At 43.7% G+C, this 15,142-nt stretch carries 13 protein-coding genes; 7 read left to right on the top strand and 6 right to left on the bottom strand.

What is annotated here, in order from left to right; translation table 11 throughout:
• The first annotated feature begins 99 nt into the window (after nucleotides 1-99).
• Nucleotides 100-450, top strand: a complete 351-nt coding sequence (locus tag DK415_RS04355; RefSeq protein ID WP_204098397.1) for an SDR family oxidoreductase — start codon at nucleotides 100-102, stop codon at nucleotides 448-450.
• 69 nt (nucleotides 451-519) lie between these two features.
• Here the strand turns inward: DK415_RS04355 and DK415_RS04350 are convergent, their stop codons facing one another.
• Nucleotides 520-2,634, bottom strand: coding sequence for a DUF262 and DUF1524 domain-containing protein (locus DK415_RS04350; RefSeq protein ID WP_109432773.1), 2,115 nt, complete (start codon nucleotides 2,632-2,634; stop codon nucleotides 520-522).
• A gap of 369 nt (nucleotides 2,635-3,003) precedes the next feature.
• Complete coding sequence (locus DK415_RS04345) at nucleotides 3,004-3,480, bottom strand: single-stranded DNA-binding protein (protein ID WP_109432612.1); 477 nt, start codon at nucleotides 3,478-3,480, stop codon at nucleotides 3,004-3,006.
• A gap of 169 nt (nucleotides 3,481-3,649) precedes the next feature.
• Here DK415_RS04345 and uvrA point away from each other — a divergent pair, with 169 nt between their 5' ends.
• Nucleotides 3,650-6,481, top strand: coding sequence for an excinuclease ABC subunit UvrA (gene uvrA / locus DK415_RS04340; protein WP_109432611.1), 2,832 nt, complete (start codon nucleotides 3,650-3,652; stop codon nucleotides 6,479-6,481).
• Between the two features lie 133 nt (nucleotides 6,482-6,614).
• Here the strand turns inward: uvrA and pssA are convergent, their stop codons facing one another.
• Complete coding sequence (pssA, locus tag DK415_RS04335) at nucleotides 6,615-7,982, bottom strand: CDP-diacylglycerol--serine O-phosphatidyltransferase (RefSeq protein ID WP_109432610.1); 1,368 nt, start codon at nucleotides 7,980-7,982, stop codon at nucleotides 6,615-6,617.
• A 171-nt stretch (nucleotides 7,983-8,153) separates the two neighbouring features.
• Here pssA and DK415_RS04330 point away from each other — a divergent pair, with 171 nt between their 5' ends.
• Nucleotides 8,154-9,230, top strand: coding sequence for a tRNA/rRNA methyltransferase (locus DK415_RS04330; RefSeq protein WP_109432609.1), 1,077 nt, complete (start codon nucleotides 8,154-8,156; stop codon nucleotides 9,228-9,230).
• Between the two features lie 59 nt (nucleotides 9,231-9,289).
• On the opposite strand, the gene DK415_RS04325 is transcribed toward DK415_RS04330, so the two are convergent.
• Nucleotides 9,290-9,550 carry a YfhL family 4Fe-4S dicluster ferredoxin gene (locus DK415_RS04325; protein ID WP_109432608.1) on the bottom strand — a complete coding sequence of 87 codons (261 nt, stop codon included), beginning with the start codon at nucleotides 9,548-9,550 and terminating at the stop codon, nucleotides 9,290-9,292.
• Nucleotides 9,551-9,616: 66 nt separating this feature from the next.
• Between DK415_RS04325 and DK415_RS04320 the strand changes: the two genes are divergently transcribed.
• The 4 genes from DK415_RS04320 to DK415_RS04305 all read left to right on the top strand — a co-directional run bounded on the left by DK415_RS04320 (nucleotide 9,617) and on the right by DK415_RS04305 (nucleotide 13,870).
• On the top strand, nucleotides 9,617-10,312 hold the full coding sequence (locus tag DK415_RS04320) for a ribonuclease T2 family protein (RefSeq protein ID WP_109432607.1): 696 nt from the start codon (nucleotides 9,617-9,619) through the stop codon (nucleotides 10,310-10,312).
• A 137-nt stretch (nucleotides 10,313-10,449) separates the two neighbouring features.
• On the top strand, nucleotides 10,450-11,613 hold the full coding sequence (gene pgk, locus DK415_RS04315; RefSeq protein WP_109432606.1) for a phosphoglycerate kinase: 1,164 nt from the start codon (nucleotides 10,450-10,452) through the stop codon (nucleotides 11,611-11,613).
• 125 nt (nucleotides 11,614-11,738) lie between these two features.
• On the top strand, nucleotides 11,739-12,818 hold the full coding sequence (fbaA, locus tag DK415_RS04310) for a class II fructose-bisphosphate aldolase (RefSeq protein ID WP_109128352.1): 1,080 nt from the start codon (nucleotides 11,739-11,741) through the stop codon (nucleotides 12,816-12,818).
• Between the two features lie 119 nt (nucleotides 12,819-12,937).
• Nucleotides 12,938-13,870, top strand: a complete 933-nt coding sequence (locus tag DK415_RS04305; RefSeq protein WP_420884509.1) for an alpha/beta fold hydrolase — start codon at nucleotides 12,938-12,940, stop codon at nucleotides 13,868-13,870.
• Here the strand turns inward: DK415_RS04305 and crcB are convergent.
• Nucleotides 13,848-14,234, bottom strand: a complete 387-nt coding sequence (crcB, locus tag DK415_RS04300; protein ID WP_109432605.1) for a fluoride efflux transporter CrcB — start codon at nucleotides 14,232-14,234, stop codon at nucleotides 13,848-13,850. The two genes, DK415_RS04305 and crcB, sit on opposite strands and share 23 nt — an antisense overlap.
• Nucleotides 14,234-15,052 carry a Cof-type HAD-IIB family hydrolase gene (locus DK415_RS04295; RefSeq protein ID WP_109432604.1) on the bottom strand — a complete coding sequence of 273 codons (819 nt, stop codon included), beginning with the start codon at nucleotides 15,050-15,052 and terminating at the stop codon, nucleotides 14,234-14,236. Before DK415_RS04295 ends, crcB begins: the two co-directional genes overlap by 1 nt.
• Between the last annotated feature and the right edge of the window lie 90 nt (nucleotides 15,053-15,142).

Raw genomic sequence — 15,142 nt, 5'->3', positions numbered from 1 at the left:
GAAGCAAAAAATTAAAAAGCTATTGAGTTATGATGACATTATGATGGAATTACAATTGGATTACGATGGCATTACAGATGGAGCTACGGTGGCTCGATTGTGAACCTGTGTTCCATCGCGGGCTTGAACGGCATTCCTTACGCCAACACCTATGTTTCCACCAAACACGCGGTGGTCGGCTTCACCAAATCCTGCGCCCTTGACCATGCGGCAGAAAAAATCCGCATCAACGGCATCGCACCGGGTGCAACTCGCACCGAAATCATCGCCAAACAGATTTCAGGCGTGGATGAAAACATCGACCCGAAAGCCTTGGAAACTATGCACCCAATGAATCGAATGGGTAACCCGCACGAACCGGCGAACGCGATTGTGTGGCTGATGTCCGATGAAGCCAGCTTCACCACTGGACACATTTTTAGCGTGGACGGCGGTTTTCAGGCGAAGTAAGCGTTTGGAGTGAACAAAGGTCGTTTGAAAAGCCAAACAAGGCTTCAGACGGCCTTTTAAAAATAGGCGTTAATCTTTTATCATTTGATAATCAAAAGATTGTCGAATCAGCCCCATAACATAAGTCAAATCATCAAAATTATCTAAGCGGACTTCAACATCTCCATTACCCCATTTCCCTAAATTTGTAATATCTCGACACAGCCCGCGTGGGTCTTGAATATCGGCAAATCGCATGTTTAAAACTAAACGTAATCGTTTAGCCTGCGGGATAATATCCACAAAATTGGTTTCTGCTTTATAGGCGACATACAATTTTAAAAACTCCTCGCTGACACATGCGTCAAATGCCAGAATTTGTTGCCGTAATGTTTGGAATAAAGTGTGCATTGCCGCATTCAGCATCAGGTGTGGATGGTCTGTAATATTGTATGTCGTTTCAGTGTTCTTTTGGGGTTGATAATGAGAAAGTCGTTCTTGTGTTAAATAAGGAATAGACCAAATTTTGGCTGCTAAAACGGATAATCGCTTTGCACGCAGATTAATTTGTTCTTCATTCCAATATTCCTTTGGCAAATTTTTATTTAAGTTTAATGGACTAGATGACAAACCGATAGCGTTACCGTCTCCATCTTTTACTTGGTCTCGTTTGTAAACATAGGGACGGTCGCTGTATTCGCTGTTATAGGCGGTTAAGGTTAAATTTCCCAATGTATGCAAATAAGTCTGTTGAACTTTCTGCCAATCACTTCCTAAATCTGCCTGCCATTCGTCAGATAAATTCGGGTTTTGCGGCATGATATGTTCAATAGTGTACTCATTGACATTGACTTTTTCTTTACGTCCGTAATTTTCAAGCTTGCGTAGCAGGTAAATCCGGCGGGCAAAATTGTAGGAATCACGAATTTTAATTTCACGCAAAAATTCTTCATCAGATGGGAAGCGGCGGTAAGATGGAAGAATGAGTAGTTTGGCTTGCAAACTTTCCACATAATTTGTTTTATCCAGATTTCTGGCAAGTGAAGCAAAGGTTTTATTAAGCGAGTTAGTAGGGATATTACATACCGCGCGGCGGAAAACATAGCTTTCCACTAAACGCACAATTTGGCACATTTCGTCAGTACTTAAACCTTCCTGTTTGTAAGTATGGTAGGCATCTAATAAAAATGGATAGGCAACATCGACTTTCAATTCACGCAAGTCGGTAAATGTTTCTTTCAAAGCCGGATTGGTTTCTTTGTTTAAAGCAAAGGCACAATAGTAACCTGCATAAGTATAAATATCGGCAACCAGCTCTTTTACATTATTGGAAAAATGGGTATGAGTAAAAAGTTTAAATTCACTGTAAACCTGACGAATATTCGGAATATTTCCTGTTTTCGCAGTCAAATAATGACGCATAAAATCATCAAAATATTGACTATATGCTTCTTGCCCGAAAAGTTGTTCCATTTTACGCCAATAATCGCGATATAGTTCGGTTTGTAGGTCTGGTTCTAATCCCATCAGAATATAGTTACGGATTAAGTCTGCTTGACTAAGCTCCAAACCTGTTGAATTCATGCTTTCAAAAATCAGTTGTGGATTGTCTTGCGTTCGATCAAGCGCGACTTCCACAATAACCAATTTATCCAAACCTCGGCAAATTTGTTCCAATTTGTCTTGATTTTCCTGAATCAGTTTTTGGAATTGTTCGTAATTTTCTTGAATTCTACTGCTGAATCGTTCTGGTTGTGGCGTATTTTTCAATATGGCAAGAAGGGTATCTTTATCAGTTTCAGACAAAATCAATTTAAAGTGTCTTTCGCCTTCTTCCTCAGGATTGGTTAAGTAATAGTTATGCAGTTTTTTAGAGGAAAAACTATTTAACAATTCAGGGATATTATGTTGCTCAAAAAACTCAGCCAATGCTGCAATGAGTAGGGTGCAAGTAGTTAAACGCTGCTGCCCGTCAATCACTAGTAAGGATTCCTGACTGCTTACGGTGGATAGTGCGCGCTCAACATAAACGATAGAACCGATGAAGTGTGCGTGAATGCGTCCATCAGTCCCTGTCCGCATAATATCATCCCACAGTTGGGTACACTGTTTGTCTGTCCAAGAATAGTTCCGTTGATAGATAGGGATGATGAACTGGGATGATTTTTTCAAAAATTTAAGCAAATTAGCTTCTAATGCTCTCATTGATGCTTCCTCTAAAAAAATAACTTGTGCATTATAAATTTTTTCATCACTAACTTGTACCCCTCCGATGGCGCAAACGTCCACGTTTGTGCCTATTTTTCTAAGGATTAATCAATGAGCAAACGCCTTACAAAAGCCTCTTACGTTGGAAATGTCGCAGTATCCGGTGATTGCATACTTGCGCCCTAAAATGCCCTATTTTCTTATTACGATAAAAAAAGTGCGGTCAAAATTTGCGATATTCAAGTTGGAAAAACACGCTGAAAAATGACCGCACTTTTGCGCAAGAAAATACCCTCATTCTCTACGACAAAAAAAGAAAGGGTCTGACATAACATCAGACCCTTTATCATTTTTGTGCTTTATTCGTTAGAACGGAATATCATCATCAAAGTTATCCATCGGTGCTTCGGCTGCCGGTTTGCTTGCCGGTGTTGCACGTGGCGCGCTTTGTGATTGGCTTGGGTAGCTTGGCTGTGCTGCCGGTGCGTAGCCGCCGGATTGACGATCAGAGCGGCTGTCTAACATTTGTAAAACATCGCCTTGAATTTCGGTGGTGTAGCGATCTTGGCCGTTTTGGTCTTGCCATTTGCGGGTTCTTAAACGCCCTTCAACATAAACTTTAGAGCCTTTGCGTAGGTATTCGCCCGCCACTTCCGCCTGACGACGATAGAACACAATGCGGTGCCATTCGGTCACTTCACGACGTTCGCCAGTATTTTTATCATTCCAGCTTTCACTGGTGGCAACGGTAATGTTGGCAACCGCTTCGCCGTTCGGCATGGTGCGAATTTCAGGATCGTTACCTAAGTTACCAACAATAATGACTTTATTTACTCCAGCCATAATATCCTCTTCTTTATTCAATTTTGCTGTAAAAAAATTTGCTCTATTCTGCCTGAAAATTTGGAATAAATCCACGCCTTCAACAAAATTAACTGGATATTTGCACAGTTATTTGGGAATATGCGATAATTGTCGCAAATTTACACTTCTTTCATTTATAAAATCTATTATGGATACCATCGATATTCGTGGTGCAAGAACCCACAATCTGAAAAATATTAACTTAACTATTCCCCGTGATAAATTAATCGTCATTACCGGCTTATCCGGCTCAGGCAAATCTTCTTTGGCTTTTGACACGCTGTATGCTGAAGGGCAACGCCGTTATGTGGAATCCTTGTCCGCCTATGCGCGTCAATTTTTGTCATTAATGGAAAAACCCGATGTGGACCATATTGAAGGGCTTTCACCGGCTATTTCTATTGAGCAAAAATCCACCTCACACAACCCACGTTCAACGGTAGGCACCATTACCGAAATTCACGATTACTTGCGTTTGTTGTTTGCCCGCGTGGGCGAGCCGCGCTGTCCTCATCACAATGTGCCACTCACGGCGCAAACCATCAGCCAAATGGTGGATAAAGTGCTTTCTCTGCCGGAAGAAAGCAAAATGATGTTGTTGGCGCCGGTGGTAAAAGAGCGCAAAGGGGAACACGTTAAATTATTGCAACAAATTGCCGCACAAGGTTACATTCGCGCCCGTATTGATGGTGAGATTTGTGATTTATCCGATCCGCCGAAACTGGAATTACAGAAAAAACATACCATCGAAGTGGTGGTAGATCGCTTTAAAGTGCGGTCGGATTTAGCCACAAGATTGGCGGAATCCTTTGAAACCACGCTCGAGCTTTCCGGCGGCACGGCGGTCGTCGCGTATATGGACGATCCGAAAGCAGAAGAACTGGTGTTCTCTGCCAACTTTGCCTGTCCGCACTGTGGCTATTCCGTACCGGAACTGGAACCTCGTCTCTTCTCCTTTAATAACCCCGCCGGTGCGTGCCCGACTTGTGATGGTTTGGGCGTACAACAATATTTCGATGAAAAACGCGTGGTGCAAAATCCGAGTATTTCCCTTGCCAATGGCGCTATTAAAGGCTGGGATCGTCGTAATTTCTATTATTACCAAATGCTCACGTCCCTAGCGAAACACTACCATTTCGATATTGAAACGCCTTTTGAAGAACTGCCGAAAAAAATTCAACAGATTATTTTGCACGGTTCCGGCAAGGAAGAAATCGAATTCCAATACATGAACGATCGCGGCGATGTGGTGTTGCGCCACCATGTCTTTGAAGGCATTTTGAACAACATGGCGCGCCGTTATAAAGAAACGGAATCCATGTCCGTGCGCGAAGAACTTGCTAAACACATCAGCAATCGCCCTTGCGCCGATTGTGGCGGTTCGCGTCTGCGTCCCGAGGCGCGTAACGTTTATATTGAGCAAACCAATCTGCCTGATGTCTCGGAGAAAAGCATCGGGGAAGCCTTGAGCTTTTTTGGAGAGCTACAACTGAGCGGACAAAAAGCGCAAATTGCCGAGAAGATTCTGAAAGAAATCAAAGAGCGGTTACAATTTTTGGTGAATGTGGGCTTGAATTATCTTTCCCTTTCCCGCTCCGCCGAAACCCTTTCAGGCGGTGAAGCGCAACGCATTCGTCTTGCTAGCCAAATCGGCGCAGGCTTGGTTGGTGTGATGTATGTGTTGGATGAACCGTCTATCGGTTTGCATCAACGGGATAATGAACGCTTGCTCAATACCTTGATTCACTTACGAAATCTCGGCAACACTGTGATTGTGGTGGAACACGATGAAGATGCGATTTTAAGCGCCGACCACATTATCGATATTGGCCCGGGCGCAGGTGTACATGGTGGCAATGTCATTGCCGAAGGTACAGCGCAACACATCATGCAAAATCCAAACTCGCTTACGGGTAAATTCTTATCCGGCGCGGAAAAAATCGAAATACCGAAAAAACGTACCGCACTTGATAAGAAAAAAACACTCAAGTTGTTCGGTGCATCAGGCAATAACCTGAAAAACGTCAACTTAGAGATTCCGGTCGGATTATTTACCTGTGTCACCGGCGTGTCCGGCTCAGGCAAATCCACGTTGATTAACGATACCTTGTTCCCGATTGCTCAAAACGCATTAAACCGCGCCGAAAATGCGGAGGCTGCGCCGTATAAATCCATTGAAGGTTTTGAATTCTTCGACAAAGTTATCGACATTGACCAAAGCCCGATTGGCCGTACACCGCGTTCTAACCCGGCAACCTACACCAGCGTATTTACCCCGATTCGTGAGCTGTTCGCCGGCGTACCGGAAGCCCGAGCACGCGGCTACAATCCGGGACGTTTCAGTTTTAACGTACGCGGCGGGCGTTGCGAAGCCTGTCAGGGCGACGGCGTAATCAAAGTGGAAATGCACTTCCTGCCGGATGTGTATGTGCCTTGTGACCAATGTAAAGGCAAACGCTACAACCGTGAAACCTTGGAAATTCGCTACAAAGGCAAAACCATTCATCAAGTGTTGGATATGACCGTGGAAGAGGCGCGCGAATTTTTCGATGCAGTTCCGATGATTGCGCGCAAACTGCAAACCCTCATGGATGTAGGCTTGTCTTACATTCGCTTAGGTCAATCCTCCACCACCCTTTCCGGTGGTGAGGCACAACGGGTGAAATTGGCAACGGAACTCTCTAAACGGGATACGGGCAAAACCCTGTATATTCTGGACGAACCCACCACCGGGCTACACTTTGCCGACATCAAACAACTGCTCTCCGTGTTGCACCGCTTGCGCGATCAGGGTAATACCATCGTGGTCATTGAGCACAATTTAGATGTGATTAAAACTGCTGACTGGATTGTGGATCTCGGTCCCGAAGGCGGTAGCGGCGGCGGACAAATTATCGCCACCGGTACGCCGGAGCAGGTCGCTAACGTAGAAGGTTCGCATACCGCGCGCTTCCTGAAAGGGATTTTGGCGAAAGGTTAAAAACATTTTATTTTTCTACCGCACTTAAACAACCCAAAGTGCGGTCTCTTTTCACGACGTTTATCACGAAAAAAGGATTGTCATTCACTGACAATCCTTTTTTATATTGAGTGTAAATGCACTTACAATGTGATTACAAAATCATCTTCACTAATTTGTCCGCTTTAATACGGGCAAATTTTTTCAATAATTTTTGCACCGGTGCCGGATATTGCTTCATTTCTTCTAACTCGGTGTAATGTTGAAGCACCGTCGTATGTTGGCGAATACAATCTAATTCCTGAACCACTTGAGGTAACAGTTGTTGTTTCGGATCATGAATAAATAAACCATTTTCCGCATCCAATCGCCACGCACGCGGATTCAAATTATTGCCGGTCAACAAAATATAATTATCGTCAATCCAAACGCCCTTTAGATGATAGGTGTTCGTACCATCTTTCCAGGTCCGAATGGTTAGCTGACCTTGTGCCATTTCACGTTCAAACTTTTTGCTGAAGCGGCGTAAATTGTTTTCATACAAATAAGGCAATGCCCCCACCATTTTGAAGGGTTGTTCCGGTGGAATGTAGAAATCATTTGCTACTTTATCGCCCACAATAATTTCGATTTTTTTGCCTTTACGTAGCAAATGGCGGATTTTTTGTTGCAATGTCCGCGGGAAATTAAAATACGGCGTACAAATAGTTAGCTTTTCATCAACCAGCTGAAATAAATCTTCGATCGTGCAATTCAATACATTGCCCGCACCACCTAAACCAAACAACGGTGTTACCGTTAATTCGTTGCCAAAATCAACCGCACTTGACAGTTTATATTGCCCATTAAGTGCAAGATTTTTTCTGAAATGACGGATATTTTGTCGAAGTTCTTTGGTTTTCGGACGATTAACGCTATCTAACGGCAACACCACATCGCTATTCAACAAAAAGTCGCGAATAAAGGCCACCATGCTGTCGGCTAATTGCGGATGGGTGATTTTTTGATAACGGTCGTAACGGTATTTTTCATTTTGTTGCAAATACACGTTATTAATACTGGCGCCACTGTAAAGCACGGTATCGTCAAAAACAAAGCCTTTGATGTGCAACACGCCGAACACTTCGCGCGTATTGATCGGCACGCCGAAAAATAGATTCGGGTCATCGGCAAGTTGATATTTTTGGCGTTGTTCGCAATACCAATCGGCATTGGTCGCACTCTTTTCCGCCCCTAATAAATTGCGCTGTGCACGATGCCAGTCAATTAAAATTTTCACTTCAAGTTCAGGCTTATCTTGTTTAGCACGGTAAATTTCATCGAGAATTTCTTGTCCGGCTTCGTCATTTTGCCAGTAAAGTGCGGTCACAAAAATACGCGTTTTCGCCTGTCTGATCAGTTGAATAATTTCATTTTTAAATGCCATTGGGCTGTAAATAAATTCAACTTGTTCCGCCTGTAAAGCTAAACATGGCAGGCTTTCAAGACGCTTCTGAGCCCGTTTTGTCTTATCTCTAAACATAAAATTTGTTCTCTGTTGTACTCAATGAGTCGGAACCTAATTGGGGCGATAGTTTACAATATTTATCGCTCCCCTTGGTAGAAAAAAGGCTGGTTTTCGTTATAATGCTCACAAATTTATTGCCAACAGCGCAAATTTATTCCATTCATCCACCCTATCGGCAACATAACTATGAACCAAAATTCAAACAAACCGACTTTCAAATCAAACAACCGTACTTTTTCCGAACGCAGTGTCGGTGACGACCGTCAAAAACGCGATAAAAATCGACCGCACTTTGCCTCCTCAAAAACCGATTCTCGCCAAGAATTTCGCAGAGAGCGAGATAACGACAGAAATACTAAGCCGAAATTTAAACGCGCTGAAAGCCAAGAAAAAACCTTACACATTGCCGAAAGCACCATGAAAAAAGCCGGTGGTGCGGAAGGCAACGTGAAAGTCACCGTCAAAAGCAGTCGTTTCGATGATAAGCCGAGAGAGAAAAAGACCGGCCCATTGTCACCACGCGCACCGGAAAAAATCAAAAAGAATCGCGCAGAAGAAATGAAAGTGTATGGTGAAAATGCGTGTTTAGCCTTATTTCAACAACGCCCGGGAAGCATTGTGCGCTTGTGGGCAACCGTACAAATGGCGCATAAAATTGGGGATATTTGCAGTTATTTAGCCACTAATAAAAAGGTGTATCACATTGTGGACAACGACGAGATGATCAAAGTCAGCGGCACAGAACACCACGGTGGCATTTGTATGTTGGTGAAAAAAACGCATCCGTTTACGTTGCAAGGCTATCTCGATGTGCCGCATCAAGAAGATTGCTTGGTGTTGTTAGATAATGTGAACAACGCACAAAACATTGGCGGTATTTTACGTACTTGCGCCTTTTTCGGGGTGAAAAATATTGTGGTAGAAAACGCTGAAAGCCTCAATTCTGCCGTGACCTTACGCGTTGCAGAAGGCGGTGCGGAATATGTGCGTGTATTGGAGACCAATGACTCCCGCAATGCGCTTTCTCAATTACGCCAAGCCGGTTATCAAATCCTTCACGTGAGCAGCGATGAAAACGCCACAGCATTGGATAAAGTACGGTTAAAAAATAAAACGGTTTTTGTACTGAGCGAAGGTTCTACAGAGGCTTTATCAGAGAAAAGCGATGAGCAGGTTCGTTTGGCGTTTGCCAGCCCACTGAAAAATGGCTTAAACGTATCGGTCAATGCCGGAATTTTGCTGGCGAAATGGTATTTTAGATAAAACGAGAAAAGTTAGGGCGGGTAAAAACGCCCTCTTTTTTCACCGCACGTTCAAACGCGTTACAGTTTGTCCCCGTGGTGAATTAACACAAAACGTTCCCACAGCTGTTCTTCGTTTTCCACGTGATCCGGGTCGGTGATAATACATTTGCTAATAGGGCAAACTTTTTGACAGGTGGGCGTGTCGTAGTGACCGACACATTCGGTGCAGAGTTCGGGATCGATGACATAGATCTCATCGCCGATTGAAATTGCTTCATTCGGGCATTCCGGCAAGCACATATCGCAATTCGTGCATTTGTCAGTGATGAGTAGAGCCATAGCGTCCTCGGGGAAAATGAAAGGGTCGGATTATAATCAATACGTTAACAAAGTGAAAGGAATTTTATGAACGAGAAACGTATGTTGCTACAGTCTTTTTTTGTGGTGGCATTTTTAATGTTTTTACTTGCCGGTTGGTATTATTTTTCCCAACAGAAACAAGCGGCGGAGGTGGTTGTTGATCGTAATTACGATTACGTCATGAAAAACGATCCTATCGGGCAAAATAAACAGGCTCAAACCGATTATTACACCCTCGTGTTATCTTGGTCGCCGGCATTTTGTGAACGACAACGTCAACAATACGGTGATAATTTACCGACCTCTTTGCAATATCAATGCGGCTTAACCCAACAATTCGGTTGGATTGTGCATGGATTATGGTCACAAAACAAACAAGCCCGAAGAGTCTCCGATCACCCGCGCTTTTGTCAGGGCGATTTGCCAAAATTACCGCAAGATCTGATTGAGCGCTATTTGCCTGAAGTGCCGAGCGCCGGCTTATTACAAGGCGAGTGGGAAAAACACGGCGCGTGCATGTTTAACAATGCGCAAGATTATTTTGAAAAGATCAAAAATTTATACCGCACTTTGAAGCTACCGAACTATGAATTAAGCAGCACCGAACTGTTTAAATGGATGCGAAAAAACAACCCGCAATTAAAGGATGTTTACCTGGGCGCCGCACGTAACGAGCTCTTTATTTGTTACGATTTAAACTGGCAAATTATGGATTGCCCAAGCAGCCGAACCGGTTATTAATCCAATAATTCGACATGGATCAATGAAATGTGTAATCCTGAATTTGAGCCCTTGAATTCAGGTTACAAACTACTCAGTTACGGGTATAATGCCAACAGTTTTTATTTTTAATTTTAACCAGTAAAAAGAGGTAAATTATGTCAGTAATTAAAATGACCGATTTAGATTTGAATGGTAAACGCGTATTTATCCGTGCCGACCTAAACGTGCCGGTAAAAGACGGTAAAGTTACATCTGATGCGCGTATCCGTGCCACCATCCCAACCTTAAAATTAGCCTTGGAAAAAGGCGCAAAAGTGATGGTGACCTCTCACTTAGGTCGCCCAACCGAAGGTGAATTCAAACCTGAAGATTCCCTCCAACCTGTTGTTGATTATTTAAATGAACATCTTGATGTTCCGGTACGCTTAGTACGCGATTACCTTGACGGTGTTGAAGTGAACACCGGTGAAATCGTGGTATTAGAAAACGTGCGCGTCAACAAAGGCGAAAAGAAAAATGATCCTGAATTAGGTAAAAAATACGCCGCACTTTGTGATGTGTTCATCATGGATGCCTTTGGTACAGCTCACCGTGCGCAAGCATCAACTTACGGCGTTGCAGAATTTGCACCGGTTGCCTGTGCAGGTCCATTGCTTGCTGCAGAATTAGATGCGTTAGGTAAAGCGTTAAAAGAACCTGCACGTCCAATGGTGGCTATCGTGGGTGGTTCTAAAGTTTCTACCAAATTAGAAGTGTTAAACTCACTTTCTAAAATTGCCGACCAAATTATCGTGGGTGGCGGTATCGCCAACACCTTCATTGCTGCCGCTGGTCATAACGTGGGTAAATCCTTATATGAAGCCGATTTAATCCCGGTTGCTAAAGAATTAGCGGCAAGCACAGACATTCCTGTGCCAGTAGATGTTCGCGTAGGGACTGAATTCTCCGAAACGGCACCGGCGACAGAAAAATCTGTGACCGAAGTGAAAGATGATGAATCTATTTTCGATATCGGTGATAAATCTGCAGAACAATTAGCAGAAATCATCAAAAATGCGAAAACCGTTTTATGGAACGGCCCGGTGGGTGTATTTGAATTCCCGAACTTCCGCAAAGGAACAGAAATCATTTCTCACGCCATTGCTAACAGCGATGCGTTCTCCATTGCAGGCGGTGGTGATACGCTTGCTGCTATCGACCTATTCGGTATCGCAGATAAAATTTCCTACATCTCTACCGGTGGCGGTGCTTTCCTAGAATTCGTCGAAGGTAAAGTGTTACCGGCAGTAGAAATCCTCGAAAAACGAGCGAAAAACTAACCGCACTTTTTCTGCGTAAGATCGTCATAGCACGTGTCTCCTGATGCGTGCTATCAATAAGAAATGTAAAACAAATTCTTCAAATGGTGGGTTCAACCCACCCAACACAAAAGGAAAAAACGAAAATGGCTAAATTATTAGATATCGTCAAACCGGGCGTGCTTACCGGTGAAGATGTTCAAAAAGTATTCGCATACGCAAAAGAACACGGCTTCGCACTTCCTGCCGTAAACTGCGTAGGATCCGACTCCGTGAATGCCGTATTAGAAACGGCTGCCCGCGTGAAAGCGCCGGTAATTATTCAATTCTCTAATGGCGGTGCCGCATTCTACGCAGGCAAAGGCATCAAACCGACCAGCGGCGCACGTCCAGACGTTTTAGGTGCGATTGCAGGCGCAAAACACGTTCATACTTTAGCCAAAGAATATGGCGTACCGGTCATTTTACACACCGACCACGCGGCGAAAAAATTACTTCCATGGATCGATGGCTTACTTGAAGCCGGTGAAAAACATTTCGCTGAAACCGGTCGTCCACTATTCTCTTCCCACATGCTTGACCTTTCCGAAGAGCCGATGGAAGAAAACATGGCAATCTGCCGTGAATACCTTGCTCGTATGGACAAAATGGGCATGACCCTTGAAATCGAAATCGGCATCACCGGTGGTGAAGAAGATGGCGTGGACAACTCCGGCGTAGATGAATCTCGTCTTTACACTCAACCATCTGATGTGCTTTATGTTTACGACCAATTAAATCCGGTCAGCCCGAACTTTACCGTTGCAGCCGCATTCGGTAACGTACACGGCGTGTACAAACCGGGTAACGTAAAATTAAAACCATCTATCTTAGGTGCAAGCCAAGAATTCGTGGCGAAAGAACGCAATCTTCCGGCAAAACCAATCAACTTCGTGTTCCACGGTGGTTCCGGTTCTAGCCGCGAAGAAATTCGTGAAGCGATTAGCTACGGCGCAATTAAAATGAATATCGACACCGATACCCAATGGGCGGCTTGGAATGGTATTCTCAACTTCTACAAAGCGAACGAAGCGTATTTGCAAGGTCAGTTAGGTAACCCGGAAGGTCCTGATGCACCAAACAAAAAATACTACGACCCACGCGTTTGGTTACGCAAAATGGAAGAATCTATGTCTAAACGCTTAGAACAATCTTTCGAAGACTTAAACTGCGTTGACGTTTTATAATTTAAAAACACGCTGAAAACCGACCGCACTTTAGATGCACTTTTTGAGATGTACTTTAAAGTGCGGTTATTTTTTCCTCTTTTTATTTTGAATCCTTTTGCCTCAACAACTCATTTGCCATGCACAACATAGAGAACAGCCCATTACACCAATTCGCCGAACAATTTCCCCTACAATACCTTGATGGGCAACGTGGCTGTCGATTGGCTTATCGATATTGTGTTCATCAGCCTATTGCCGATAAATTGGTCATTTTAGTTAATGGGCGGGTGGAAAACATCCAAAAATGGACAGAAATTGCACAAGATTTCTATGCGCAGGGATATGATGTGTTGCTGTTTGATCATCGCGGTCAGGGCTATTCACAGCATCTGTTAGCGGACAGCGAAAAAGGGCATTTGGACGAATTTCGGTTTTATGCACAAGACATGGCAAAAATCATCGAAAATCTGACCGCACTTTACCCCTACGAGCAACAATATTTGCTCGCCCATTCTTTAGGTGCGTTGATTTCAACCTACTATTTAGCGAATTTTGATCACCAAATTAGACGTGCGGTTTTTTCCGCGCCGTTTTTTGGCATGCCATTAAGCCACCCTATACGGGATGAAATCGCGCTTAATCTTATGATGTTATTTGGGCAAGGAAAGCGTTATGTGTTTGGTAAAGGGCCTTATAAACCGGTGGATGTGCAGGAAAATTTGTTAAGCCATGATAGTAAGCGAATGCAAAGAATGAATGAAATTAATTTGGCAAACCCTTCTATTCGTTTGGGCGGTCCGACTTTCCGTTGGGCCTATTTATGTCTGATCGCCATTAAGCATTTGCCGAAAATATTGCCACGCATCGAAACGCCGGTATTGGTGTTAGAGGCGGAACAAGAACAAATCGTCAATAATAAAACGTTGGAAAAACTCACCGCACTTTTCATGTGTGGCAGTCTGAAAAAAATCGCCGGAGCAAAACATGAAATTCTGTTTGAAACCGACAATATTCGCTCACCGGTGTTACAGCAAATTCAGGCATTTTTTACTTCAACACACAACGCATAAGCCACACACCGCAGGCGGTAAAAAGCAGACAGCCAAAAACATGGGTAGCAATTAATCCGATGCCGACAGAAAACTTGCCGTTCAACAAATTTTCCACCACTTCGATCGAAAATGCTGAAAAGGTGGTCAAGCTGCCTAGAAATCCGGTGACTAAAAAGAGTTTCCATTCCGAAGAAAGTGATGGGAAAGACCAAAAAACGGCAAACAACACACCAATAATAAAACAACCTAAATAATTGGCGATCAAGGTGCCAAAAGAAAAAGCGCTAAACCATGGATTGAGAAACAAGCCCAAGCCCCAACGCAAGCAAGCACCCAGCACGGCACCGCCACTAATCCATAATAAAGAAGATAACAACGGCATTAATAAATCCCGAAAATCGCACGAAGGTAAGACGCGACGGCTTCATGTCCATGGCGACCGATAACTTCTAATTGCGGACACGCCTGCACTAAGCGCGGATCGGCATTTCCCATAATGCATCCCTTGCCCACTTCCGCCAGCATTTCGACGTCATTCATCCCATCACCAAAGGCAATACAATCTTGCAAACCGTATTCCCGTTGCTCAATTACCTGCGCAAGTGCGGTGGCTTTTGACACATTTTTATTCATCACTTCCAAGCAAATCGGCGTGGAATAAGTCATGCTGATTTTATCGCCGAAGTCCCGACGAATACGCTGTTCCAATTCCACTAAATCTGCCTGCGCTTTTCCAATAAAAAACACTTTCTCAGTATCTCTGCCGTGATGTTGCTTAAAATCCACCACATCGTACACAAAACCGGAATCTTTGTGATACTTATAAAGCTCAGGAATGTCTTTGTTGATAAACCAGCCATCAGCCTGATAACTGTTCACACAGACTCGTTTATCGTCAAAGGGCAAATTCATCACTTGATAAGCAATCTCTTCCGGTAAGGAATTATTTAGCAACAACTCTCCTTGTAAGTTATGCGCTTGTGCGCCATTTGAAGTAATCAGCACCGCATCCTTCACCTTGGTTTTCTTCAAAATACTGGACACATCGAAATAATTACGCCCTGTTGCCAGCACAATATCAACCTGGCTGTCATACAAACGTTCCAAGGTGTGTGCGGTAAAATCGCCGACCACATGATGTCCGTTAAGTAACGTCCCATCCATATCCGAAACGATGGCTCGATAAGGAAGTTTTTGCATAATTTTTCACCTCAAATGACATAATGACTAATGGTAGCAAATTTTGTATAAAAATATTTGAGGTTTTCTTGAATTTTTTTAGGAAATGTA

The sequence above is a fragment of the Aggregatibacter segnis genome (assembly GCF_003130075.1).
Lineage (GTDB): Bacteria > Pseudomonadota > Gammaproteobacteria > Enterobacterales > Pasteurellaceae > Aggregatibacter > Aggregatibacter segnis_A.
Note: the sequence above shows the minus strand (reverse complement) of the source record. Positions and strands in the feature narration are given on the sequence as shown.

What these genes read in the sequence shown, in the direction of transcription:
- DK415_RS04350 (WP_109432773.1), bottom strand. Translation starts at nt 2,634, where the DNA reads ATGAGAGCATTAGAAGCTAATTTGCTTAAATTTTTGAAAAAATCATCC.
- crcB (WP_109432605.1), bottom strand. Translation starts at nt 14,234, where the DNA reads ATGCCGTTGTTATCTTCTTTATTATGGATTAGTGGCGGTGCCGTGCTG.
- pssA (WP_109432610.1), bottom strand. Translation starts at nt 7,982, where the DNA reads ATGTTTAGAGATAAGACAAAACGGGCTCAGAAGCGTCTTGAAAGCCTG.
- DK415_RS04345 (WP_109432612.1), bottom strand. Translation starts at nt 3,480, where the DNA reads ATGGCTGGAGTAAATAAAGTCATTATTGTTGGTAACTTAGGTAACGAT.
- pgk (WP_109432606.1), top strand. Translation starts at nt 10,450, where the DNA reads ATGTCAGTAATTAAAATGACCGATTTAGATTTGAATGGTAAACGCGTA.
- DK415_RS04295 (WP_109432604.1), bottom strand. Translation starts at nt 15,052, where the DNA reads ATGCAAAAACTTCCTTATCGAGCCATCGTTTCGGATATGGATGGGACG.
- DK415_RS04330 (WP_109432609.1), top strand. Translation starts at nt 8,154, where the DNA reads ATGAACCAAAATTCAAACAAACCGACTTTCAAATCAAACAACCGTACT.
- fbaA (WP_109128352.1), top strand. Translation starts at nt 11,739, where the DNA reads ATGGCTAAATTATTAGATATCGTCAAACCGGGCGTGCTTACCGGTGAA.
- uvrA (WP_109432611.1), top strand. Translation starts at nt 3,650, where the DNA reads ATGGATACCATCGATATTCGTGGTGCAAGAACCCACAATCTGAAAAAT.
- DK415_RS04325 (WP_109432608.1), bottom strand. Translation starts at nt 9,550, where the DNA reads ATGGCTCTACTCATCACTGACAAATGCACGAATTGCGATATGTGCTTG.
- DK415_RS04320 (WP_109432607.1), top strand. Translation starts at nt 9,617, where the DNA reads ATGAACGAGAAACGTATGTTGCTACAGTCTTTTTTTGTGGTGGCATTT.
- DK415_RS04305 (WP_420884509.1), top strand. Translation starts at nt 12,938, where the DNA reads ATGCACAACATAGAGAACAGCCCATTACACCAATTCGCCGAACAATTT.